Annotated in this window: 23 protein-coding genes and 1 pseudogene; 19 read left to right on the top strand and 5 right to left on the bottom strand. The window is 70.3% G+C overall.

Annotation, left to right across the window (positions count from 1 at the left end):
• On the top strand, positions 1-1,584 hold a 1,584-nt coding region (locus A5702_RS20770), incomplete at its 5' end, for a [protein-PII] uridylyltransferase (protein ID WP_068223292.1).
• A 1-nt stretch (position 1,585) separates the two neighbouring features.
• Here the strand turns inward: A5702_RS20770 and A5702_RS20765 are convergent.
• Both A5702_RS20765 and A5702_RS20760 read right to left on the bottom strand, forming a co-directional pair.
• Positions 1,586-3,316, bottom strand: a complete 1,731-nt coding sequence (locus A5702_RS20765; RefSeq protein ID WP_068223289.1) for a DEAD/DEAH box helicase — start codon at positions 3,314-3,316, stop codon at positions 1,586-1,588.
• Between the two features lie 101 nt (positions 3,317-3,417).
• Positions 3,418-4,215: an alpha/beta hydrolase gene (locus tag A5702_RS20760; protein WP_055404846.1), complete on the bottom strand. Its 798-nt coding sequence runs from the start codon at positions 4,213-4,215 to the stop codon at positions 3,418-3,420.
• 187 nt (positions 4,216-4,402) lie between these two features.
• Between A5702_RS20760 and ffh the strand changes: the two genes are divergently transcribed.
• The 4 genes from ffh to A5702_RS20740 are packed head-to-tail and all read left to right on the top strand — an operon-like array spanning position 4,403 to position 9,560.
• Positions 4,403-5,968: a signal recognition particle protein gene (ffh, locus tag A5702_RS20755; RefSeq protein WP_055403261.1), complete on the top strand. Its 1,566-nt coding sequence runs from the start codon at positions 4,403-4,405 to the stop codon at positions 5,966-5,968.
• 12 nt (positions 5,969-5,980) lie between these two features.
• Complete coding sequence (locus A5702_RS20750; RefSeq protein WP_156669695.1) at positions 5,981-7,072, top strand: amidohydrolase family protein; 1,092 nt, start codon at positions 5,981-5,983, stop codon at positions 7,070-7,072.
• A 33-nt stretch (positions 7,073-7,105) separates the two neighbouring features.
• Positions 7,106-8,956: an amidohydrolase family protein gene (locus A5702_RS20745; protein ID WP_156669694.1), complete on the top strand. Its 1,851-nt coding sequence runs from the start codon at positions 7,106-7,108 to the stop codon at positions 8,954-8,956.
• Position 8,957: 1 nt separating this feature from the next.
• A complete protein-coding gene (locus A5702_RS20740; protein ID WP_055403259.1) occupies positions 8,958-9,560 on the top strand; it encodes a TetR/AcrR family transcriptional regulator in 603 nt (200 codons plus the stop codon).
• Here A5702_RS20740 and A5702_RS20735 read toward each other — a convergent pair.
• Entirely contained in the window at positions 9,555-10,427 is an 873-nt protein-coding gene (locus A5702_RS20735) for a D-alanyl-D-alanine carboxypeptidase family protein (RefSeq protein WP_068223280.1), read from the bottom strand. The genes A5702_RS20740 and A5702_RS20735 overlap by 6 nt on opposite strands.
• A gap of 58 nt (positions 10,428-10,485) precedes the next feature.
• On the opposite strand from A5702_RS20735, the gene A5702_RS20730 reads away from it, so the two are divergent.
• The 6 genes from A5702_RS20730 (at position 10,486) to trmD (ending at position 13,401) form a co-directional block, all read left to right on the top strand.
• Positions 10,486-10,905 carry a nuclear transport factor 2 family protein gene (locus tag A5702_RS20730; RefSeq protein ID WP_055403257.1) on the top strand — a complete coding sequence of 140 codons (420 nt, stop codon included), beginning with the start codon at positions 10,486-10,488 and terminating at the stop codon, positions 10,903-10,905.
• Between the two features lie 47 nt (positions 10,906-10,952).
• Complete coding sequence (locus A5702_RS20725; protein WP_068223277.1) at positions 10,953-11,234, top strand: hypothetical protein; 282 nt, start codon at positions 10,953-10,955, stop codon at positions 11,232-11,234.
• Between the two features lie 164 nt (positions 11,235-11,398).
• Positions 11,399-11,923, top strand: coding sequence for a 30S ribosomal protein S16 (rpsP, locus tag A5702_RS20720; protein WP_068223274.1), 525 nt, complete (start codon positions 11,399-11,401; stop codon positions 11,921-11,923).
• Between the two features lie 5 nt (positions 11,924-11,928).
• Positions 11,929-12,171 (top strand): RNA-binding protein, encoded by a 243-nt coding sequence (locus tag A5702_RS20715; protein WP_003878715.1) that lies wholly within the window; start codon positions 11,929-11,931, stop codon positions 12,169-12,171.
• Between the two features lie 16 nt (positions 12,172-12,187).
• A complete protein-coding gene (gene rimM / locus A5702_RS20710) occupies positions 12,188-12,709 on the top strand; it encodes a ribosome maturation factor RimM (RefSeq protein WP_068223270.1) in 522 nt (173 codons plus the stop codon).
• Positions 12,706-13,401 carry a tRNA (guanosine(37)-N1)-methyltransferase TrmD gene (gene trmD / locus A5702_RS20705; RefSeq protein ID WP_067815138.1) on the top strand — a complete coding sequence of 232 codons (696 nt, stop codon included), beginning with the start codon at positions 12,706-12,708 and terminating at the stop codon, positions 13,399-13,401. The genes rimM and trmD overlap by 4 nt, the downstream gene beginning before the upstream one ends.
• Before the next feature lie 9 nt (positions 13,402-13,410).
• On the opposite strand, the gene A5702_RS20700 is transcribed toward trmD, so the two are convergent.
• Positions 13,411-14,379: a hypothetical protein gene (locus tag A5702_RS20700; protein ID WP_055403252.1), complete on the bottom strand. Its 969-nt coding sequence runs from the start codon at positions 14,377-14,379 to the stop codon at positions 13,411-13,413.
• Positions 14,380-14,723: 344 nt separating this feature from the next.
• Here A5702_RS20700 and rplS point away from each other — a divergent pair, with 344 nt between their 5' ends.
• From rplS to A5702_RS20680, 4 genes and pseudogenes are all read left to right on the top strand, one after another.
• Complete coding sequence (rplS, locus tag A5702_RS20695; protein ID WP_055403251.1) at positions 14,724-15,065, top strand: 50S ribosomal protein L19; 342 nt, start codon at positions 14,724-14,726, stop codon at positions 15,063-15,065.
• Positions 15,066-15,200: 135 nt separating this feature from the next.
• Positions 15,201-16,004: a signal peptidase I gene (lepB, locus tag A5702_RS20690; protein ID WP_369817955.1), complete on the top strand. Its 804-nt coding sequence runs from the start codon at positions 15,201-15,203 to the stop codon at positions 16,002-16,004.
• A gap of 2 nt (positions 16,005-16,006) precedes the next feature.
• Positions 16,007-16,757: pseudogene (locus tag A5702_RS20685) on the top strand (ribonuclease HII); the annotation flags it as partial.
• Between the two features lie 48 nt (positions 16,758-16,805).
• Positions 16,806-17,111 carry a DUF2469 domain-containing protein gene (locus A5702_RS20680; protein ID WP_007171389.1) on the top strand — a complete coding sequence of 102 codons (306 nt, stop codon included), beginning with the start codon at positions 16,806-16,808 and terminating at the stop codon, positions 17,109-17,111.
• Positions 17,112-17,117: 6 nt separating this feature from the next.
• Here A5702_RS20680 and A5702_RS20675 read toward each other — a convergent pair whose 3' ends face one another.
• Positions 17,118-17,885: a GAF and ANTAR domain-containing protein gene (locus tag A5702_RS20675; protein WP_068223264.1), complete on the bottom strand. Its 768-nt coding sequence runs from the start codon at positions 17,883-17,885 to the stop codon at positions 17,118-17,120.
• A 226-nt stretch (positions 17,886-18,111) separates the two neighbouring features.
• Here A5702_RS20675 and A5702_RS20670 point away from each other — a divergent pair, with 226 nt between their 5' ends.
• From A5702_RS20670 to A5702_RS20655, 4 genes are all read left to right on the top strand, one after another.
• A complete protein-coding gene (locus A5702_RS20670) occupies positions 18,112-19,092 on the top strand; it encodes an NAD-dependent epimerase/dehydratase family protein (RefSeq protein ID WP_068223261.1) in 981 nt (326 codons plus the stop codon).
• Positions 19,093-19,159: 67 nt separating this feature from the next.
• Positions 19,160-19,978: a formate dehydrogenase accessory sulfurtransferase FdhD gene (fdhD, locus tag A5702_RS20665; protein WP_068223257.1), complete on the top strand. Its 819-nt coding sequence runs from the start codon at positions 19,160-19,162 to the stop codon at positions 19,976-19,978.
• A gap of 103 nt (positions 19,979-20,081) precedes the next feature.
• Complete coding sequence (locus tag A5702_RS20660; protein ID WP_055403245.1) at positions 20,082-20,459, top strand: YraN family protein; 378 nt, start codon at positions 20,082-20,084, stop codon at positions 20,457-20,459.
• A partial coding sequence (locus A5702_RS20655; protein WP_068223254.1) for a YifB family Mg chelatase-like AAA ATPase occupies positions 20,459-21,533 on the top strand: 1,075 nt, incomplete at its 3' end. The genes A5702_RS20660 and A5702_RS20655, both read left to right, overlap by 1 nt.

Genomic DNA, 21,533 nt, shown 5'->3' with positions numbered 1-21,533 from the left:
ATCGCCTACCACGCCGAGACCGGGCTGCGGACCGCGCAGAACGCGCTGCCGCGACGCGGCTTCACCGCTTTGGTGCGGCGCCCGCGGCGGCGACCGCTGGACGAGGGCGTGGTCGAGTACGACGGCGAGGTGGTGCTCGCCCGCGACGCCCACCCCCAGACCGACCCCGGGCTGGTGCTGCGCGTCGCGGCCGCGTCGGCGGACACCGGCCTGCCCATCGGCGCCGGCACGCTCAAACGGCTGGCCGACAGCGCCGGCGACTTGCCGTCGCCGTGGCCGCGGGAGGCGCTGGACGACCTACTGGTCGTGCTCCTGGCGGGACCGACGACGGTGAACACGATCGAGTCGCTGGACCGAACCGGGTTGTGGGGCCGCCTCTTCCCCGAATGGGACGCGGTGCGCGACCTGCCCCCGCGTGACGTCTCGCACAAGTGGACCGTCGACCGCCACATCGTCGAAACCGCCGTCAACGCCGCCCCGCTCACCACCCGCGTGGCGCGATCCGACCTGCTTGCGCTGGGCGCCCTGCTGCACGACATCGGCAAGGGCCGCGGCACCGATCACTGCGTGCTCGGCGCGGATCTGGCGATCCCGATCGGCGAGCGGCTCGGCTTGTCGACCCAGGACACCGAGACGCTCGCCGGCATGGTCCGCCACCATCTACTGCTGCCGATCACCGCCACCCGGAGCGACCTCAACGACCCCAAGACCATCGAGTCGGTGGCCGCTGCCCTGAACGGGGACCCGCAGCTGCTCGAGCTGCTGCACGCGCTGGCCGAGGCGGATTCGAAGGCCACCGGGCCCGGGGTGTGGAGCGACTGGAAGGCGTCGCTGATCGAGGATCTGGTCCGTCGTTGCCGGTTGGTGATGGCGGGCGAGCCGCTGCCGGAAGCCGAACCGGTTGCGCCGCATTATCTTTCGCTGGCGGCCGGGCGCGGCGTGCATGTGGAGATCACACCCGGTGACCGCGAGCGCTTGACCGCGGTGATGCTCGCGCCGGACCAGCGCGGGCTGGTGTCCAAGGCCGCCGCGGTGCTGGCGCTGAACTCGTTGCGAATTCACTCGGCGCTGGCCAACATTCACGAGGGCGTGGCGATCGTCGAGTTCGTCGTGTCGCCGGTGTTCGGCTCGCCGCCCGAATCGGGCTTGCTGCGCCAGCAATTCAACGGCGCGCTGGCCGGCGACCTCGATGTCCTCGGCACGCTGGAGAGGCGCGACAGCGACGCCGTCAGCGCCGCCACCGCGCGGGCCGGCGAGATTCAGGCCGGTGTCCCCGTCACCCGGTCGACCGCCCCGCCGCGCATCCTCTGGCTCGACACCGCGACGGCCGGCCAGTTGCTCTTCGAGGTGCGCGCCATGGACCGCATGGGGCTGCTCGCGTTGCTGACCAGCGCGCTGGAACGCGCCGGCGCCGACATCGCCTGGGCCAAGGTGAACACCTTCGGGTCGACGGCGGCCGACGTCTTCTGCGTGACGGTGGATGCCAACGCCGAACCGGAGGCGCGGGCGGCGATCGAACAGAACCTGCTGGGAGTGCTGGGCGGCCCCGCGGTCGAGGTGCTGCAGGAGCCGGTCGGCGACTAGTTCAGGAGTGCTCGGCGTTGAGCCGCCGCAGGGCCTCGATGCGGGCCTGAATCTGCTCGCGGCTCGCGGCGGCGATCGGCGGGCCCCCGCAACGGCGGCGAAGCTCGCTGTGGATCCAGCCGTGCGGCTTGCCGATGCGGTGGTGCGTGGCCGACACCAGCGTGTTGAGCTCGCGGCGCAGCTCCCGCAGCTGGCCGTGCATCGACGGCGGCGCGGAGACCGCGGCCGGCACCCCCTGCGCGGCCCGTCGCTGGAGCTGTTCGTCCTGGCGGCGGTGCAGCAGCGCCCGCATCTGCTCGGCGTCCAGCAGGCCCGGGATGCCGAGGTAGTCGGCCTCCTCGTCGCTGCCGGCCGGGGCCGCGGTGCCGAAGGACGAGCCGTCGAAGATGACCTGATCCAGCTCGGCGTCGGCGCCCAACGAGGTGAAGCCGTTGTCGGCTTCGGTTTTCTCCGTCTGCGTCCTGGTGGCGGGATCGCCGTCGAGGGGATCCTCGTCCGGGCGGTGCGGCTCCCCGAGCACGTGGTTGCGTTGCGCCTCCAGCTCGCTGGCCAGCTGCAGCAGGTTGGGCACCGACGGCAGGAAGATGCTCGCGGTCTCGCCGGGCCGGCGCGAGCGCACGAACCGGCCGATGGCCTGCGCGAAGAACAGGGGAGTCGAGGCGCTGGTGGCGTAGATGCCGACCGAGAGCCGGGGCACGTCGACGCCCTCGGAGACCATCCGCACGGCCACCAGCCAGCGGCTGCTGCCGGCGGCGAATTCGCTGATGCGAGCCGACGATCCGGGATCGTCGGACAGCACCACCGTCGGCGCCTCCGAGGTCAGCGTGGTCAGCAGGGCGGCGTAGGCGCGGGCGGCGGTGCGGTCGGAGGCGATGATCATGCCGCCCGCGTCGGGCACGTGCGCGCGCTTCTGGCGCAGCCGCTGGTCGGCGGCCGCGATCACCGCCGGCATCCATTCCCCGGCCGGGTCGAGCGCCGTCCGCCAGGCTCGCGCCGTGTGCTCGGCGGTCAGCGGCTCGCCGAGCCGCGCGGCGTGCTCCTCGCCTGCGCTGTCGCGCCAGCGCGCCTCCCCGGAGTAGGCCAGGAACACCACCGGCCGGACCACCCCGTCGGCGAGGGCCTCGGCGTAGCCGTAGGTGTGGTCGGCCCGCGACCGCCGGACCCCGTCGGCGCCCGATTCGTAGGCGACGAACGGGATCGGGCTGTCGTCGCTGCGAAACGGCGTGCCCGTCAGGGCGAGCCGGCGCGTGGCGTCGCCGAAGGCCTCGCGGATCGCGTCACCCCAGGTCTTGGCGTCCCCGCCGTGATGGATCTCGTCGAAGACGACCAGCGTCCTGCGCTGTTCGGTGCGCACCCGGTGCAGCGTCGGGTGCGCGGCGACCTGAGCGTAGGTGACCATGACGCCGTGGTACTCGCCCGACGTGTGGGCGTTGGAGTTGGAGAACTTCGGGTCCAGGGCGATGCCGTGCCGCGCCGCGGCCTGCGCCCACTGCACCTTGAGGTGCTCGGTGGGCACCACGACCGTGATCTGCTCGACGGCGCGCTGGCTCAGCAGCTCGGCGGCCACCCGCAGCGCGAACGTCGTCTTGCCGGACCCCGGGGTCGCGACGGCCAGGAAATCGCGCGGCCGGGCGGCCAGGTATTTCACCAACGCCCGGCGCTGCCACCCGCGCAGCGCCCGGCCGCTGTCGTCGACGCCGGCATCCGTGCGAGCGACCGGTTGCACGGACATTTCCCCCCATGGTGCAGTTTTCGACGAGGCCGGCGTGATTGAGCGGTGGCTGTGAAATCTAGCACGCCAACGCTTTTCGGCGCAGCAACGACTCGAGCGGGTTATCCCACCCGGCTCGCCAGGTCGCGCGCCACCAGCCACGCGTCGATGCGTCGGGCGACGTCGGCCCAGCCCGGCTCGAGCATCATGTTGTGACCCATGTCGAAGAATTCCGCCTCGGTCGCGTACGCGCGCGCCGTGGCGCGCACCGCGCCGACGCTGACGAAGCCGTCGTGGGTGGCGCCGAGCACCAGCATCGGCGTCGTCACCCGCTGCGTCTTGACCCGGCGGAACATCGGGTCGGTCATCGCCGCGCGGATGCTCTCCGGGCCGGCGCGGTGCCAACAGGATTCGACGATGTGCTCGGGCGTGTCCGCGCAGAACAAATACCCGCGCGCCAGCTTCTGCGTGCGCAGGAATCTGACCAAGGTGGGGTCGTTGAACGAGTGCACGGTCATCCACGGACGGCGCCGCCAGACGCGCAGCGAGGCCCCGAGCACACCCGACGGCGGCAGCGAGCCCACCAGCACGGCGGCCGGGGCGGTGCGGTCCTCGAGGTAGCGCTGGATCGTGTAGCCGCCGAGGGAATGGCCGATGAGCACCGGGGAGCCGCCCAGGTCGTCGGCGACCGTGCGGACGTCGTCGAGGTAGTCCTCGATCGAAACCTTGTGCAGCGGCTTGTCCGTCGGGCTGGCGCCGTGCCCGCGCAGGCTCATCGCGACCGCGCGGTACCCGGCGTCGGCGAAGTAGTCCAGGAAACCGTCGTCCCAGCACCACGCGGCGTGCCACCCGCCGTGCACGAACAGCAGCGGCACCGGATGGTCCGGACTGCAGGCTCCCTTGTCGATCACCTCGAGCATGAGGCCATTCAAGCCCGCGCGCCGCTTCCTCGAGACTGAAACCACGCACACGTTCTGCGGCGTGTCGTGTGCGTGGTTTCAGTGTCGCGGTCGACGGGCCGCCGCGCTTGCAGTACCACTAGGTCCGATTTAGTGGCACCTGCTGCGCCCGGCTTCGCCGCGCTTGCAGTACCACTAGGCTGGCGGGGTGTTTGAATCGCTGTCCGACCGGTTGACCGGTGCCCTTCAGGGACTACGTGGCAAGGGTCGACTGACCGACGCCGACATCGAGGCCACCACTCGCGAGATCCGGCTGGCGCTGCTGGAAGCCGACGTGTCGCTGCCCGTGGTGCGCGCGTTCGTCACCCGGATCAAGGACCGCGCCAGGGGCGCGGAGGTCTCCGGGGCCCTCAACCCGGCGCAACAGGTCGTCAAGATCGTCAACGAAGAGCTGATCGGCATCCTGGGCGGCGAGACCCGCCAGCTGGCCTTCGCCAAGACACCGCCGACGGTCGTGATGCTCGCCGGCCTGCAGGGTTCCGGCAAGACCTCGCTGGCCGGCAAGCTGGCCGCCTGGCTGCGGGGGCAGGGCCACACCCCCCTGCTGGTCGCGTGCGACCTGCAGCGGCCCGCCGCGGTGAACCAGCTGCAGGTCGTCGGCGAGCGCGCCGGCGTCCCGGTGTTCGCGCCGCATCCCGGTGAGTCCCCCGAATCCGGTCCCGGCGACCCGGTCGCCGTGGCGGCGGCGGGCCTGGCCGAGGCGCGCGCCAAGCACCACGACGTCGTCATCGTCGACACCGCCGGCCGGCTGGGCATCGACGAGGAGCTGATGAGCCAGGCCGCCGCCATCCGCGACGCCGTCAACCCCGACGAAGTGATCTTCGTCCTCGACGCGATGATCGGTCAGGACGCCGTGACCACCGCCGAGGCCTTCCGCGAGGGCGTCGGCTTCACCGGCGTCGTGCTGACCAAGCTCGACGGTGACGCCCGCGGTGGCGCCGCGTTGTCGGTTCGCGAGGTGACCGGCGTGCCAATCCTTTTCGCCTCCACCGGCGAGAAGCTGGAGGACTTCGACGTCTTCCACCCCGACCGGATGGCCAGCCGCATCCTGGGCATGGGCGACGTGCTCAGCCTGATCGAGCAGGCCGAGCAGGTCTTCGACGCCGAGCAGGCCGAGGCCGCCGCCGCCAAGATCGGCACCGGCGAGCTGACGCTGGAGGACTTCCTGGAGCAGATGCTGGCCATCCGCAAGATGGGCCCGATCGGCAACCTGCTGGGCATGCTGCCCGGCGCCGGCCAGATGAAAGACGCGCTGGCCCAGGTCGACGACAAGCAACTCGACCGCCTGCAGGCCATCATCCGCGGCATGACGCCGCAGGAGCGGGCCGACCCGAAGATCATCAACGCCTCGCGGCGGCTGCGCATCGCCAACGGGTCGGGCGTCTCGGTGTCCGACGTCAACCAGCTGGTCGACCGCTTCTTCGAGGCCCGCAAGATGATGTCGTCGATGCTCGGCGGCATGGGCATTCCCGGCATGGGCCGCAAGTCGGCGACCCGAAAGGCCAAGGGCGGCAAGGGCAAGAAGGGCAAGAAGGGCGGGCGCGGTCCGACGCCGCCCAAGAACCGCAACCCGCTCGGCGCTGGGATGCCGAACATGCCGGCCGGCTTCCCCGACCTGTCGCAGATGCCCAAGGGCCTCGACGAGCTGCCGCCCGGCCTGGCGGATTTCGATTTGTCCAAGCTCAAGTTTCCAGGCAATCCGGGACGAAACTAACCCGCCGTGCGTATGCACGTGCGAGGTGTCGGGCTGCCCGACGAGACCCCAACCGAGCTGTGGATCGTCGACGGCCGCATCAGCACCGAGCCCGTCGCGGGGGCCGACACCGTCTTTGGCTCGTCTGGGTTTCAAGGCTGGATCGTGCCCGGCCTCGTCGACGCCCACTGCCACGTCGGCCTCGGCGAGCACGGCGAGATCCCGATCGACGACGCGATCGCCCAGGCCGAAATCGAACGCGACGTCGGTGCGCTGCTGTTGCGGGACTGCGGCTCACCCACCGACACTCGCAGCCTCGACGAGCACGACGATCTGCCGCGCATCATCCGCGCCGGCAAGCACCTGGCCCGGCCCAAGCGCTATGCGGCGGGCTTCTCGCGCGAATTGGAAGACGAATGGCAGCTGCCGCAGGCGGTCGCCGAGGAGGCCAAGCGCGGGGACGGCTGGATCAAGCTGGTCGGGGACTGGATCGACCGCAGCGTCGGCGATCTCGCCCCGCTGTGGTCCGACGACGTGCTCAAGGCCGCGATCGAGACCGCGCATGCCCATGGCGCCCGGGTGACCGCGCACGTTTTCAGCGAGGACGCGCTGCCCGGCCTGATCAAGGCCGGCATCGACTGCATCGAGCACGGCACCGGCCTCACCGACGAGGCCATCGCGCTGATGCTCGAGCACGGCACCGTCCTGGTCCCCACGCTCGTCAACATCGTGGAGAACTTCCCCGGCATCGCCGAAGCGGCCGCCGCGAAGTACCCGGTCTACGCCGCCCACATGCGCGACCTGCACGCCCGCGGCCTGGACCGGATCGCCGCGGCCCGCGAGGCGGGCGTGCCGATCTACGCCGGCAGCGACGCCGGCACCATGGTCGCGCCCGGACGCATCGCCGACGAGGTCGAGGCGCTCAAGCGCATCGGGATGGGCCCGACCGAGGCGCTGGGCGCGGCGTGCTGGGACGCCCGCCGCTGGCTGGGGCGGCCGGTGTTGGACCATGGCGCGTCGGCCGACCTGCTGTGCTTCGCCGACGACCCGCGGTCCGGCCCGGCCGTGCTGCGCCGCCCCGACCTGGTGATATTGCGCGGCCGGGTGTTCCGCCCGCAGGCGTAGACGGGCGAGGGCGACACGCCCCTGGCCAAAAAGATTGCGAGTGCTTGCTATCTATGTTACGGTCGGTTCCACCACGACGACCTGGAGGAAAAAGTGGCTTACGACGTGATCATTCGTGACGGGCTGTGGTTCGACGGGACCGGCGCCGCGCCGCGCACCCGCACGCTGGGTATCCGCGACGGCGTCGTGGCCACGGTGTCGGACGCGCCGCTGGACGAGGCGGGTTGCCCCGAGGTGATCGACGCGGCCGGCAAGTGGGTGGTTCCCGGCTTCATCGACGTGCACACGCACTACGACGCCGAGGTGTTGCTGGACCCGGGCCTGCGGGAGTCCGTGCGCCACGGGGTCACCACCGTGTTGCTGGGGAACTGCTCGCTGTCGACCGTCTACGCCAGTTCCGAGGACGCCGCCGACCTGTTCAGCCGGGTCGAAGCCGTGCCGCGCGAATTCGTCTACGGCGCACTGCAAAACAAGACGTGGTCCACCGCGGCGGACTACATCAAGGCGATCGACGCCCTGCCGCTCGGGCCGAACATCGGCTCGCTGCTGGGCCATTCGGACCTGCGGACCGCGGTGCTGGGGCTCGATCGGGCCACCGACGCCGCCGTCAAGCCCACCGACGCCGAGGTGGAGAAGATGGCGGCGCTGCTCGAGGAGGCGCTCGACGCCGGCGTGCTCGGCATGTCGGGAATGGACGCGCCCATCGACAAGCTCGACGGCGAGCGCTTTCGGTCGCGGGCGCTGCCGTCCACCTTCGCGACCTGGCGCGAGCGGCGCAGGCTGATCAAGGTGCTGCGCAAGCGCGGCCGCATTCTGCAGAGCGCGCCCAACGTGGCCAAGCCGTCGACCGGGATCCTGTTCTTTCTGGCGAGCAGCCGAATCCTCAACCGGGGCAAAGGTGTTCGCATGAGCATGCTGGTTTCGGCCGACGCCAAGTCGATGCCGCTGTCGGTGTACGTCTTCGGCCCGGGGACCCGGCTGCTGAACAAACTGCTGGGCTCGAGCGTGCGGTTCCAGCATCTGCCGGTGCCGTTCGAGCTGTACTCCGACGGAATCGACCTGCCGGTCTTCGAGGAGTTCGGCGCCGGGACGGCGGCCCTGCACCTGCGGGATCAGTTGGAGCGCAACGAGTTACTGGCCGACGAGGAATACCGCCGCCAGTTCCGGCGCGAGTTCGACCGCGTCAAGCTCGGCCCGTCGTTGTGGCACCGCGACTTCCATGACGCGGTGATCGTCGAATGCCCCGATAAATCGTTGATCGGCAAGAGCTTTGGCGCCATCGCCGACGAGCGCAAGCTGCACCCGCTCGACGCCTTCCTCGACGTGCTCGTCGAGAACGGCGAGCGCAACGTCCGGTGGACGACCACCGTCGCCAACCATCGGCCCAAATTGCTGGACGCGCTCGCCAAGGAAGGCAGCGTGCACATGGGCTTCTCGGACGCCGGCGCGCACCTGCGCAACATGGCCTTCTACAACTTCCCCGTGAAGCTGCTCAAGCGGGTCCGCGACGCCCACCGGGCCGGCGCGCCGTTCATGCCCATCGAGCAGGCGGTGCACCGCCTGACCGGTGAGCTCGGGGAGTGGTTCGGGGTCGACGCCGGCACGCTGCGCCAGGGCGACCGCGCGGACTTCGTGGTGATCGACCCGAGCGGGCTCAACGAGGCGGTCGAGGGCTACTACGAGGAAGAGGTGCCCTTCTACGGGGGCCTGCGGCGCATGGTCAACCGCAACGACGACGCCGTCGTCGCGACCGGTGTCGGCGGCGCGGTCGTCTTCCGGGCGGGCCAATTCCGCGACGGCTACGGCCAAACCGTGAAATCGGGCCGCTACCTGCGCGCGGGCCAGCGGCACCGGGGCCAGGGCGCCCTGAAAATCGGGGTGTGACATGGCCAGAACCCAGCAGCAGCGTCGGGAGGAGACCGTCGGCCGGCTCCTCGACGCGTGCATCGAGACCATCATCGAGGTCGGATACGCGCGGGCGTCGGCGGCCGTGATCACCAAACGCGCGGGGGTGTCGGTGGGCGCCCTGTTCCGGCACTTCGAGACCATGGGCGACTTCATGGCGGCCACGGCGTCCGAGGTGTTGCGCCGCCAGCTCGAGACGTTCACCAAGCGGGTCGCCGAAATACCGCCGGACCGCCCGGCGCTCGAAGCCGCCCTGGCGATCCTGCGCGACGTCACCGCCGCTCCCACCAACGCCGTACTCTACGAACTGCTGGTCGCGGCGCGCACCGACGAAAAGCTCAGGGACACCTTGCAGCACGAGCTGCGCCAGTACTCCACGAAAATCCACGAGGCCGCGCGCGCGCTGCCGGGCGCCGAGAATTTCCCCCAGGACACCTTCCCGGTGCTCGTGGCGGTGCTGACCAACGTGTTCGACGGCGCCGCGGTGGTGGAGGGGGTGCTGCCGCAGCCGCAGATCGCCGAGCAACGGATTCCGATGCTGATGACGCTGCTGTCCGCGGCCGCCCCGGGCGCGGGCCTATAGCGAGCCGATGCTGGACTGCGGGTTGAGCGCGAAGCCCCAGTCGAACAGCGTCGCCGCCTGGTCCCAGTAGCTCGGGCCACCGGTCTTCACCAGGCCGTACATCATGGCGATGACCAGCCGCCGGCCGCCGGGGGCGGCCGCCCCCACGAAGGTCTTGCGGGCGGCGTCGGTGAAGCCGGTCTTGCCGCCGATCGCGCCGGGGTAGCGCTGCAACAGCTCGTCCTGATTGGTGATCGGTGCATCGCCGTGGTCGCCGGGGAACATCGCCGACGGCTCGGCGGTGATCTGCGCGAACACCGGATTGGCCATCGCGGCGCGGAAGATGACGGCCAGGTCGTGGGCCGTCGAGGAGCCCGACCCGCCGGGCCCGTCCAGGCCGGACGGCGTCGAGGCGTGGGTGCTCGTGGCGCCCAGCGACGCTGCCTTGGCGTTCATCTTGGCGACCGTCGCCTCCGGGCCGCCCAGCATGTGCGCCAGCGTGTTGGCGGCGTCGTTGCCCGAGACCAGCAGCAGGCCGTCGAGCAGTTGGCGCGCGGTGTAGACGTGGCCCGGTTTGACGCCGACGCAGTTGCACTCCACCTGGGTGTCGGCGGTGTCGGCGACCACGGTGGAGTCCAGGCTGACCTGGTCCAGCGTCACCAGCGCCAGCAGCACCTTGATGGTGCTCGCCGGCGGGTGGGCCACGTTCTGGTCGCGGCCGGCCAGCACCTGACCGCTGTCCAGGTCGGCCACGATCCAGGTCTGGGCCGGCCCGTCCGGGATCGGCACCGAGCCGACGGGCTGCATGGCGTCGGCCCACGACGTGGGGGCGGTGGCACCCGCACCGACCGTGAACAGGGCCGCGGCGGCGGCCATGAGCTTGCGCATGGGCCGAAAGTCTAACTTCCGGGCCACCCGGGTGCGGATTTTCAGTACTGTCCCTCCCATGTTGAGCCTGGCCGAGATTTCCGACCGCCTAGAGATCCAGCAGCTGCTGGTGGACTATTCGACCGCCATTGACCAGCGCCGATTCGACGACCTCGATAAGGTGTTCACCCCGGACGCGTACATCGACTACACCGCGCTCGGGGGCATCGAGGGCCACTATCCCGAGGTCAAGAAGTGGCTGTCGGAGGTGCTGCCGAACTTCCCGGTGTACGCGCACATGCTGGGCAACTTCTCGGTGCGAATCGACGGCGACACGGCCTCGTCGCGGGTGATCTGCTTCAACCCGATGGTGCTCGGCGGCGACAAGGAGCAGGTGCTGTTCTGCGGGCTCTGGTACGACGACGAGTTCCTGCGCACGGCTGAGGGCTGGCGGATGACGCGCCGGGTGGAGGCCAAGGTCTTCCAGAAGGTCATGTGACACGGCAAGATCAAGCCGGCTCAGCCATTTCGCTATGGGGAGGCACCATGAGGCGCAGCATCGTCGGGGGACTGGCTGCCGCCTTGACGGCCGGTGGCTTGATCGCCATGGCGCCACCCGCCGGCGCCGGCTGCCTGTACGGCGGGTTGTCCGTCAGTAGGTGCGACGGACCGGTTTCTCCGGACGGCACCTGGCAACGCTGCGTGGTGTTCTATTCCGCCTATGGTGGGTCGGGTTCCCGCGGCGCCACTCGCTGCGACCTGATGGGTCCTGACCTGCATCCATGGGGTTCCGAATTCAGCAACCCACCCACGCACATCGACGGCTGAGCGCAAATTTCTGCTTGGGCACGGCTGTCTGGCACAATGGGCGGCTGTCCGCGGCGCGATCACGATCGCGTCCCGGTCATCACACTCGAGGCAAAACCGGATCGCGGCATCCCGCCCCGATCGCTGAATTGCAGCGTGACACACACAGGAGAGTTCGCTTAACCATGGCTGTGAAGATCAAGCTCACCCGGCTTGGCAAGATCCGCAATCCCCAGTACCGCATCGCCGTCGCCGACGCGCGCACGCGCCGCGACGGTCGCTCCATCGAGGTCATCGGCCGCTACCACCCGAAGGAAGACCCGAGCCTCATCGAGATCAACTCCGAGCGCGCCCAGTACTGGCTGTCCGTGGGCGCTCAGCCCACCGAGCCCGTGCTCAAGCTGCTGAAGATCACCGGCGACTGGCAGAAGTTCAAGGGCCTGCCCGGCGCCGAGGGCCGGTTGAAGGTCGCCCCGCCCAAGCCCAGCAAGCTCGACCTGTTCAACGCCGCGCTGGCCGAGGCCGACGGTGGTCCCACCACCGAGGCCGCGAAGCCGAAGAAGAAGGCGCCGGCCAAGAAGGCCGCGAAGGCCGCCGAGCCTGAGGCTGCCGCCGAGACCCCCGCTGAGCCCGCCGAGACCCCCGCCGAGGCGGCAGCCGAGCCCGCCGCCGATGGCGGCGAGCAGGCCGCGCCGAGCACCGAAAGCTGACGGACGTGAGCACGGTCGTCGTTGACGCGGTGGAGCACCTGGTCCGGGGGATCGTCGACAACCCCGACGACGTCCGGGTGGACATGGTGACCAGCCGCCGAGGCCGCACTGTCGAGGTCCACGTCCATCCCGACGACCTGGGCAAGGTGATCGGCCGTGGCGGACGCACCGCGACCGCCCTGCGCACGCTGGTCGCCGGCATCGGTGGCCGCGGCATCCGCGTCGACGTGGTGGACACCGACCAGTAGCGCTGATGGAACTCCGTTGGAGTTGACCGTCGGGCGCGTCGCGAAGGCGCACGGGATCGGCGGCGAGGTCGTCGTCGAGGTTCGCACCGACGACCCCGCCGCCCGCTTCGCGCCGGGTAACACCTTGCGCGGCAAGCCATCTCGCGGCGGTGGGGAACGCGACTTCGTGGTCGAGAGCGCGCGCGAACACGGCGGGCGGCTGCTGGTGCGGCTGGCCGGGGTGAGCGATCGCGACTCCGCCGACGCGCTGCGCGGCACGGTGTTCGTCGTTGATTCCGCAGACCTGCCCGCGATCGACGAGCCGGACACCTACTACGACCACCAGCTCGAAGGGCTGCACGTGCGGACCGTGGCGGGCCGGGACGTCGGGGTGGTCGCCGAGGTGCTGCACACCGCCGGCGGTGAGCTGCTGGCGGTGCGCCGGGCCGACGGCGGGGAGGTGTTGGTGCCGTTCGTCGGCGCGATCGTCACGTCGGTGTCGCTCGACGACCGGGTCGTGGAGATCGATCCGCCCGAGGGCCTGCTGGATCTCGCATGAGGATCGACGTCGTCACCATCTTCCCGGCCTTCCTGGATCCGCTGCGGCAATCGTTGCCCGGCAAGGCGATTGGTTCGGGCCTGGTCGACCTGCGGGTGCACGACCTGCGCGGCTGGACGCACGACGTGCACCGCTCGGTCGACGACGCCCCCTACGGCGGTGGTCCCGGGATGGTGATGAAGGCGCCGGTATGGGGCGAGGCGCTGGACGAGATCTGTTCGGATGCAACGGTTTTGGTGGTCCCGACGCCCGCGGGCCGATTGTTCACGCAGGCCGACGCCCAGCGGTGGAGCGCCGAAGCCCACCTGGTGTTCGCCTGCGGTCGCTACGAGGGGATCGACCAGCGGGTCATCGAGGACGCCGCCCGGCGGATGCGGGTCGAAGAGGTTTCGATCGGTGACTACGTCCTGCCCGGTGGGGAGTCGGCGGCGGTGGTGATGATCGAAGCCGTGGTGCGCCTGCTCGAGGGTGTGCTCGGCAATCCGGCGTCGCATCAACAGGATTCGCACTCGCCGGCTCTGGACCGGCTGCTCGAGGGTCCCAGCTATACCCGGCCGCCGAGCTGGCGCGGGCTCGACGTGCCCGAGGTGCTGCTGTCCGGTGACCACGCGCGCGTCGCCGCGTGGCGGCGGGAGGTTTCGCTGCGGCGCACCCGCGAACGGCGCCCGGAGCTGCTGGACCCGCGGGACTAAAGCCCGCGACTAGAGCCCGCGGCGCAGCGGGTCGGTCCGGCCTTCGGGGAATATCGTCTTCACCGCCCGGGTGATGGTGTCGCGGGCGGTGGCGTCGTCCGAGGGCTGCAGGGACTGCACCACCATGATGTAGCGGCGGTCGGCGCCGATCACGCCCGTCGACAGGTGCATCCAGTCGCTGCCGATGCAGCACATCCAGCCCTGCTTGACCGCCACCGGTTCGGCGTACAGACCGTCCGGGATGCCGAAGCGCTGCGGGTAGCCGTCGAGCCCGTTCGGGGTCGACCGGGCCAGGTCGTCGACGATGACCTTCGCCTTGTCGGCGGGCAACCCGCCCGATCCGTCGAGCAGCATGTCGTAGTAGCGGATCAGGTCGGTCATCGAGCTCATGGTGTTCCACCAGCGCCCGTCGCTGGGCGGGGTGGTCGATCCGAGCCCGTAGCGCGCCGCGACCGCCGTGATGATGGCGTTCTCGCCACCCTGGCCCCAGAACCGTTCGGCCGCACCGTCGTCGGATGACTGAAGCATGACGTCCAACGCCTGCCGGTCGTCCGCGCTCAGCGCGGCCTTGCCCTGGGATTCGTGCAGCAGCAGGTCGTCGGCGATGAACAGCTTGGCCACCGACGCGGTGCCGATGACCTGGCCGTTGCCGGTGGAGACCAGCTGGTGGGTTTTGCGGTCGAGGATCGCGACCGACAGGGCGGCCCCGGCGGCGGCGGCCTCGTCGGTCGCCTGCTGCACCCGCGCCTGCAGGCCGACGGGGCCCGGGATCGCCAGTTGCGGTTCCGGCTGCGGCGGCTTGACCGCTTCGAGCATCAGCTGGGCCGCCTGCGGGGTGGGTTGGCGCAGACCGCGGTCTCCGGTGACGTACACCGGGAAGTTGTAGGCCTTGGCCTGCACCTTTGCCTCGCACCCGGCGGCCACCACCAACGCCACCGCCGCAGTGGCGGTGAACAGCATCAGCGGCCGAACGCGCATTCCTCTCCTCCGACGTGGCTCCGGGGCGCCCGAGTGCACAGGCGCTGGGCTCGTCGCGCCACCTGCCCGGCCGTCACGCAGGGCCCGGTAGGGCGTTCTGACCCCAGTCATATGTACCATTCACCAGCGATTTCGGCTCGCTGCGAACCGCCTCGGAAGCTGTGATTTTCATGGCAACCGCCCTATCTGGCACAATTGACCAGTTGTCTCCAGCGGTTGCCGGCCGGCCGGGCCGCTTCTTCCCCTGCTGCGAGATACGCCCAAGTTGCCCCAAACCATCGGCTTGGCGACCGCCCCGAGGGGCTGTTGCCGCAGGCCGCGACCGCAAGGAAGTGTCTTCTACGATGAACCGCCTGGACTTCGTCGACCAAGCGTCGCTGCGCGACGACATCCCGGTTTTTGGCCCGGGCGACACCATCAACGTGCACGTCAAGGTCATCGAGGGCGCCAAGGAGCGCATCCAGGTGTTCAAGGGCGTGGTGATCCGCCGGCAGGGCGGCGGGGTCCGCGAGACCTTCACCGTGCGCAAGGAGAGCTATGGCGTCGGCGTCGAGCGCACCTTCCCGGTGCACTCGCCGAACATCGATCACATCGAGGTGGTGACCCGTGGCGACGTCCGCCGCGCGAAGCTGTACTACCTCCGAGAGCTGCGCGGCAAGAAGGCCAAGATCAAGGAAAAGCGCTGAGCTGGCACGGCCGGGCGGCAGTCCCGGTCGGTTTACCGCGCCACAATCTGCGCTGGCTACTCTGATCTCGTGACCGATCCCACGGACTCGCCTGAGCCCCCGTCCGCCCAGTCAGAGCCGACGGTCTCCACCCGCATCCCGGACCCGCCCGAGGGCGGGTCGGCGACGGTTCCCGAGCCGGGACGGCCGGACGCGCCGGAGCGCGCCAAGCGGTCTTCACTGCGCGAAATCGCGCTGCTGGCCGTGATCGCCGTGGCGCTCTACTACGTCATGCTGACGTTCGTGGCGCGGCCCTACCTGATCCCGTCGGAGTCGATGGAGCCCACGCTGCACGGGTGCTCCGGCTGCGTCGGCGACCGGATCATGGTCGACAAGATCACCTATCGCTTCCACGCGCCCGGCCCCGGCGACGTCATCGTCTTCAAGGGGCCGCCGTCGTGGAACCTCGGCTACAAGTCGATCCGGTCCAACAACACCGCGCTGCGCTGGGCGCAGGACGCCCTGTCGTTCATCGGCTTCGTGCCGCCCGACGAGAACGACTTGGTCAAGCGGGTCATCGCGGTGGGCGGACAGACGGTGCAGTGCCGGGCCGACACCGGGCTGACGGTCAACGGAAAGCCGCTCAAGGAGCCCTACCTGGATCCGGCCACGATGATGGCCGACCCGTCGGTGTACCCCTGCCTGGGCAGCGAGTTCGGCCCGGTCACCGTGCCGCAGGGCCGGTTGTGGGTGATGGGCGACAACCGCACTCACTCGGCGGACTCGCGTGCCCACTGCACCAGCGTCCCGGCCGAGGCGCTCAAGGGCGTGTTGTGCACGGGCGACCCCACATCGGGCACCGTGCCGGTGTCGAACGTGATCGGCAAGGCGAGGTTCATCGTGTGGCCGCCCGGGCGATGGGGTGGCGTGTCGTCGGTGAACCCGCAACAGCATCAGTAGCCATGGCCACGACGTGGCCGCCGCGGACGGTGATCCGCAAGTCGTCGGGACTGCGCACGCTGGAGTCGGCGCTGTACCGCAGCGGGCTGGGACCGGTGGCCGGCGTGGACGAAGTGGGCCGCGGCGCGTGCGCGGGCCCGCTGGTGGTGGCCGCCTGCGTGCTCGGGCCGGGGCGGCTGGAAAGCCTTGCCGCCCTGGATGATTCGAAGAAGCTCACGGAGAGCGCTCGGGAGAGACTGTTCCCGCTGATCCGTCGTTACGCGCTGGCCTACCACGTGGTGTTCATACCGCCGGCCGAGGTGGACCGCCGCGGCGTGCACGTCGCCAACATCGAGGGCATGCGCCGCGCCGTCGCGGGCCTGCCGCTGCGGCCCGGTTACGTGCTCAGCGACGGGTTCCGGGTGCCCGGGCTGGCGGTGCCGTCGCTGCCGGTCATCGGCGGCGACGCGGTGGCGGCCTGCATCGCCGCGGCGAGCGTGCTGGCGAAGGTCAGCCGCGACCGGCTGATGGTCGCCATGGACGCCGACCACCCGGGATACGGGTTTGCCGAACACAAGGGCTACAGCACACCGGCGCACAGCACGGCGCTGACGCAGCTCGGCCCCTGCCCCGAACACCGCCATTCGTTCATCAACGTCCGGCGTGTGGCCATAGGGTCAGGGGGATCGGGCAGCCGCGTGGTGGCGGAATGCAAAGGGGACCCTCCGCCCGCGCGTGGCGGATGTCGGTGAGGAAAGATGGGACCAGGATTCCCTGGGCGGAACGCCCGGAAGTGTTTCTCCGAGAAGGACGTCTGAACAGATGAGTGCCGAGGATCTCGAAAAGTACGAAACCGAGATGGAGCTCTCGCTGTACCGCGAATACAAGGACATCGTCGGTCAGTTCAGCTACGTCGTGGAAACCGAGCGGCGGTTCTACCTGGCCAACAGCGTGGAGATGGTGCCGCGCAACGCCGACGGCGAGGTGTACTTCGAGCTGCGCCTGTCCGACGCCTGGGTGTGGGACATGTACCGGCCGGCGCGCTTCGTCAAGCAGGTGCGGGTCGTGACGTTCAAGGACGTCAACATCGAAGAGGTGGAAAAGCCCGAGCTGCGGCTGCCCGAATAGCCGGCGCTAGCCACCCTCGGGCGGCTGCGTGTCTTCCGCCGTCGGAAGTTCGCCGCGCCTCTCGATGACCTCCCGCGCGACGTCGGCCAGCTTGATGTTGAGCGCTTGGGAATGCCTTCGCAGCAGGTCGAACGCCTGCTCCTCGGTCATGTCGTGGAGCAGCATCAACATGCCGACCGCCTTGCCGATCTCGCGGTTGCTGAGCAGCCCCCGGCGCAGGCTGGTGGCGTCCTCGCCCTTGGCGACCGCGTTGATGGCGACGCTGGCGAACGCCGCCAGCACCGCCGCGCGCCCGGCCGCTTCGGCATCGAACATGTTGGGGGTGTCGCTGAACAGGTTGAGCGCGGCGCCCTTGCGTTTGTCGACCAGCAGCCGAAAGCCCATCGCGCCGCGCACCGGGGTTTCCGCCACCAGGACCTTCGCCAGTCCCGGCCAGAGCGACGGCGTGGTCAGGTCCGGGTCGATCTGCGGGGTTTCCTCCTCGATCGCGTCGATGCAGGGGCCATCGCCGGACCGTCGCTCCAGCTCGTCGATCTGCTGGGCCAGTCGGTCGCTCGCGCCGACCGTGATGTAGCGGTCGCCGTCGCGCACCAGCAGGCTGGCGTGGTCGCACCCGCGGACCACCAGGGTGGCCGCGACGCAGATGGCCGCGTACATCTGACCGGCGTCCGAGCCCTGGTAGATGATCTCGGCCAAGGCGGCGAAAACCGTGCCGGGGTCGGCCTTCTCTCCGCCGGGCGTCGGGCCGCCCGCGACCGTGGATTCATCCCCCATGCTGTGCCTCTTTCCTGCGCCGTGACCAGCCGACCCCTCGTTCGATCGCCGTAGATTATCGGCTTTCGACCCGGGCCTCACACGCTGTTCGGCGCGATTGCGACGAATTCCACGCGTCTTGGCTATCCGCTCGCGGGCGCGGGAAACGTCACCAGTTCGTGCCCGCAGCCCGGTGACGTTGCCCACCCGTGGTTTCGTCGGGACCCGGGCGGGAAAAAGCCTTGGGATGGGAATTACCGTCGCGGTGACCGGGCCCACCGGAGAGATCGGCATCTCAGCGGTGACGGCGCTGGAGCGAGAGCCGTCCGTCGACGCCATCATCGGGATGGCGCGCCGTCCGTTCGACCCGGCGTCGCGGGGCTGGCTGAAAACCACCTACCAGCAGGGCGACATCCTGGACCGTGAGGCCGTCGACGCCCTGGTGGCACAGGCCGACGTGGTGATCCATCTGGCCTTCATCATCATGGGATCGCGGGAGGAGAGCGCCCGCATCAACCTCGAGGGCACCCGCAACGTGTTCGAGGCGACGGTCGCCAGTGAGCGGACGCGGCGCCTGGTGTACACGTCGTCGGTGGCCGCGTACGGCTACCACGGCGACAACCCCAGCCCCCTGACCGAGGACGTCCCGGCGCGAGGGTCCGCGGAGCACTACTACTCGGCGCAGAAGGCGGCCTGTGAGGCGGCGCTCGGTGAGATCACCAAGGACTCGCCGCTCGAGGTGTTCGTGTTGCGGCCCTGCATCGTGGCCGGGCCCAACGCCACCGTGCTGGCCGACGCGATGCCGTGGAACCAGCTGCCCGGCCCGGTGCGCGCCCTGGTCAAGGCGCTGCCCATTCTCAAGCCGGTCGTCCCGGATCCGGGTTTCCCGTTGCAGCTGGTGCACCACGACGACGTCGCGAGCGCGATCGCGCTGGCGGCCACCGCGCCGGCGCCGCCCGGGGCCTACAACATCGCCGGGGACGGCGTCGTGACGGTGGCCGACGTGGTGCGCGCTTTGGGGGGCCGCCCGGTGCGGGTCCCGGCGGTTGCGGCCGCGGCCGCTTCCGCCGCGCTGTCCCGGGTGCCGCTCGTCCCGTCCATGCTGGAGTGGCTGCACACAGCGCGCACGTCGATGGTCATGGACACCACCAAAGCGCGCACCCAGCTCGGCTGGCGGCCGGTGCACTCCTCGGCCGAGACCCTGACCGCGCTGGCGTCGGCGGTGTGACGGCCCGACAACCGCGGTACGTTGGCTGCGTGAGGCTCCGGCTGCCGGGCGACGGTGAAATCGGCTAGTGCGGCACGTAACTGCGCGCCGGCGGGTGAAGCATCTCACCGCCGGGAAGGCGACCACCCGGCCGGAGACCCTCGTCGTCGAGGAGCCGCTGGAGATTCGGGTCAACGGCGCGGCGGTCACCGTCACCATGCGCACCCCGGGTGCGGATTTCGAACTGGCGCAAGGCTTTCTGCTCACCGAGGGGGTTATCGGGGGCCGCGACGACGTGCAGACCATCCGTTATTGCGGAGGTGCCGTCGACGGCACGAACACCTATAACGTGCTCGACGTGACGCTGGCCGACGGGGTGGCGCCGCCGGCGCTCGACGTGACGCGCAACTTCTACACCACCTCGTCCTGCGGGGTCTGCGGCAAGGCGTCACTCGACGCGGTCCGGCTGATCGGCCGCTTCGCGCCGGGGGCCGACGCCGCGACCGTCGCGGCGAGCACGCTGGAGGCGATGCCCGCCCAATTGCGTTCGGCCCAAAAGGTTTTCGACAGCACCGGCGGGCTGCACGCCGCCGCGCTGTTCGGCGTCGACGGCACGATGTGGGCGGTCCGCGAGGACGTCGGCAGGCACAACGCGGTCGACAAGGTCATCGGCTGGGCGCTGGAACATCGGCGGGTGCCGCTGGCGGGTTCGGTGTTGCTGGTCAGTGGGCGGGCCTCCTTCGAGTTGACGCAGAAGGCGGTGCTGGCCGGGATTCCGGTGCTGGCCGCCGTGTCCGCGCCGTCGTCCCTGGCGGTCTCGCTGGCCGAGGAGTCGGGGATCACGCTGGTGGCGTTCCTGCGGGAGGACTCGATGAACGTCTACACCAGGGCGGATCGCATCGGCTGATCGCCTTCGGCCGCGTTGTGCATGGACGCGGCACTGGGGATGACCGGTCGTGGCGCGAGTCGCCAAGGCCCGCCTTGTCGGACCAATCGCGCACCGTGGCCGCATGACCACCGAAACACCCATGACCCGGGCGCAGCTGGGGGCGATGGGCGAGGCGCTCGCCGTCGACCACCTGACCCGGATGGGACTGCGCATCCTGCACCGCAATTGGCGCTGCCGCTACGGCGAACTCGACATCATCGCGTGTGACGAGACCGCCCGCACGGCGGTGTTCGTCGAGGTGAAGACCCGCACCGGTGACGGCTATGGCGGGCTGGCGTGCGCGGTCACCGAGCGCAAGGTTCGCCGGCTGCGCCGCTTGGCCGCGCTGTGGCTGGCCGGCCAGGACACGCGCTGGGCGGCGCTGCGCATCGACGTGATCCGGGTGCGGGTCGGGCGGCGGCGCACCCCCGAGATCACGCATCTGCAGGGGATCGGCTGATGGCGCTGGGTCGGGCGTTCTCGGTCGCCGTGCGCGGGGTGGACGGACAGATCGTGGAGATCGAAGCCGACATCAGCAACGGGCTGCCGGGCGTGCACCTGGTGGGTCTGCCCGACGCGGCGCTGCAGGAGTCCCGCGACCGGGTGCGGGCGGCGGTGAGCAACTGCGGCAACGACTGGCCCATGTCGCGGCTCACGCTCGCGCTGTCCCCGGCGACGCTGCCCAAGATGGGGTCGGTCTACGACATCGCCCTGGCCGCCGCCGTCCTGTCGGCGCAACGGAAAACCCCGTGGGACCGCCTGGAGAAGACGGTGCTGCTGGGCGAGCTGTCGCTGGACGGTCGGGTGCGCCCGGTGCGCGGCGTGCTGCCCGCGGTGCTGGCGGCCAAGCGCGACGGCTGGCCGGCCGTCGTCGTCCCCGCGGAGAACCTGGCCGAGGCCAGCCTGGTCGACGGCATCGACGTCTGGGGGGTGCGCACGCTGCGGCAACTGCAGCGGTGGCTCGGCGGGTCCGCCGCCTTGGACGACAGGATCACCACGAGGGCCACGGAGCCGGAGCCCTCGGCGGATCTGGCCGACGTGGTCGGTCAGACCCAGGCGCGGTTCGCGGTGGAAGTGGCCGCGGCCGGGTCGCACCACCTCATGCTCACCGGGCCGCCGGGCATCGGCAAAACCATGCTCGCGCAACGGCTTCCGGGCCTGCTGCCGCCCCTGTCGGAGAGCGAGTCGCTGGAGGTCACCGCCATCCATTCGGTGGCCGGGCTGCTGTCGGGGGACACGCCGTTGATCACCACGCCGCCTTTCGTGGCGCCGCATCACACCTCCAGCGTGGCCGCGCTCGTCGGCGGCGGTTCGGGCATGGCGCGCCCGGGCGCGGTCAGCCGAGCGCACCGCGGGGTGCTCTTCCTCGACGAGTGCGCCGAGATCAGCGTCCACGTGCTGGAAGCGTTGCGAACGCCGTTGGAGGACGGGGAGATTCGCCTCGCCCGGCGCGACGGGGTGGCGTGTTATCCGGCCCGGTTCCAGCTGGTGATGGCCGCCAACCTGTGCCCCTGCGCGCCCGCCGACCCGCAGG

It is taken from the genome of Mycobacterium sp. E3339, from assembly GCF_001666915.1.
Lineage (GTDB): Bacteria > Actinomycetota > Actinomycetes > Mycobacteriales > Mycobacteriaceae > Mycobacterium.
The sequence above is the reverse complement of the archived record's forward strand: the minus strand, read 5'-3'. Positions and strand labels throughout refer to the sequence as shown.

Coding starts and splice junctions, on each gene's coding strand:
- A5702_RS20760 (WP_055404846.1), bottom strand. CDS start 4,215: ATGCTCGAGGTGATCGACAAGGGAGCCTGCAGTCCGGACCATCCGGTG.
- A5702_RS20750 (WP_156669695.1), top strand. CDS start 5,981: ATGCACGTGCGAGGTGTCGGGCTGCCCGACGAGACCCCAACCGAGCTG.
- A5702_RS20740 (WP_055403259.1), top strand. CDS start 8,958: ATGGCCAGAACCCAGCAGCAGCGTCGGGAGGAGACCGTCGGCCGGCTC.
- A5702_RS20660 (WP_055403245.1), top strand. CDS start 20,082: ATGACCACCGAAACACCCATGACCCGGGCGCAGCTGGGGGCGATGGGC.
- rplS (WP_055403251.1), top strand. CDS start 14,724: ATGAACCGCCTGGACTTCGTCGACCAAGCGTCGCTGCGCGACGACATC.
- trmD (WP_067815138.1), top strand. CDS start 12,706: ATGAGGATCGACGTCGTCACCATCTTCCCGGCCTTCCTGGATCCGCTG.
- A5702_RS20765 (WP_068223289.1), bottom strand. CDS start 3,316: ATGTCCGTGCAACCGGTCGCTCGCACGGATGCCGGCGTCGACGACAGC.
- A5702_RS20700 (WP_055403252.1), bottom strand. CDS start 14,379: ATGCGCGTTCGGCCGCTGATGCTGTTCACCGCCACTGCGGCGGTGGCG.
- A5702_RS20670 (WP_068223261.1), top strand. CDS start 18,112: ATGGGAATTACCGTCGCGGTGACCGGGCCCACCGGAGAGATCGGCATC.
- A5702_RS20730 (WP_055403257.1), top strand. CDS start 10,486: ATGTTGAGCCTGGCCGAGATTTCCGACCGCCTAGAGATCCAGCAGCTG.
- A5702_RS20675 (WP_068223264.1), bottom strand. CDS start 17,885: ATGGGGGATGAATCCACGGTCGCGGGCGGCCCGACGCCCGGCGGAGAG.
- rpsP (WP_068223274.1), top strand. CDS start 11,399: ATGGCTGTGAAGATCAAGCTCACCCGGCTTGGCAAGATCCGCAATCCC.
- A5702_RS20725 (WP_068223277.1), top strand. CDS start 10,953: ATGAGGCGCAGCATCGTCGGGGGACTGGCTGCCGCCTTGACGGCCGGT.
- A5702_RS20680 (WP_007171389.1), top strand. CDS start 16,806: ATGAGTGCCGAGGATCTCGAAAAGTACGAAACCGAGATGGAGCTCTCG.
- A5702_RS20735 (WP_068223280.1), bottom strand. CDS start 10,427: ATGCGCAAGCTCATGGCCGCCGCCGCGGCCCTGTTCACGGTCGGTGCG.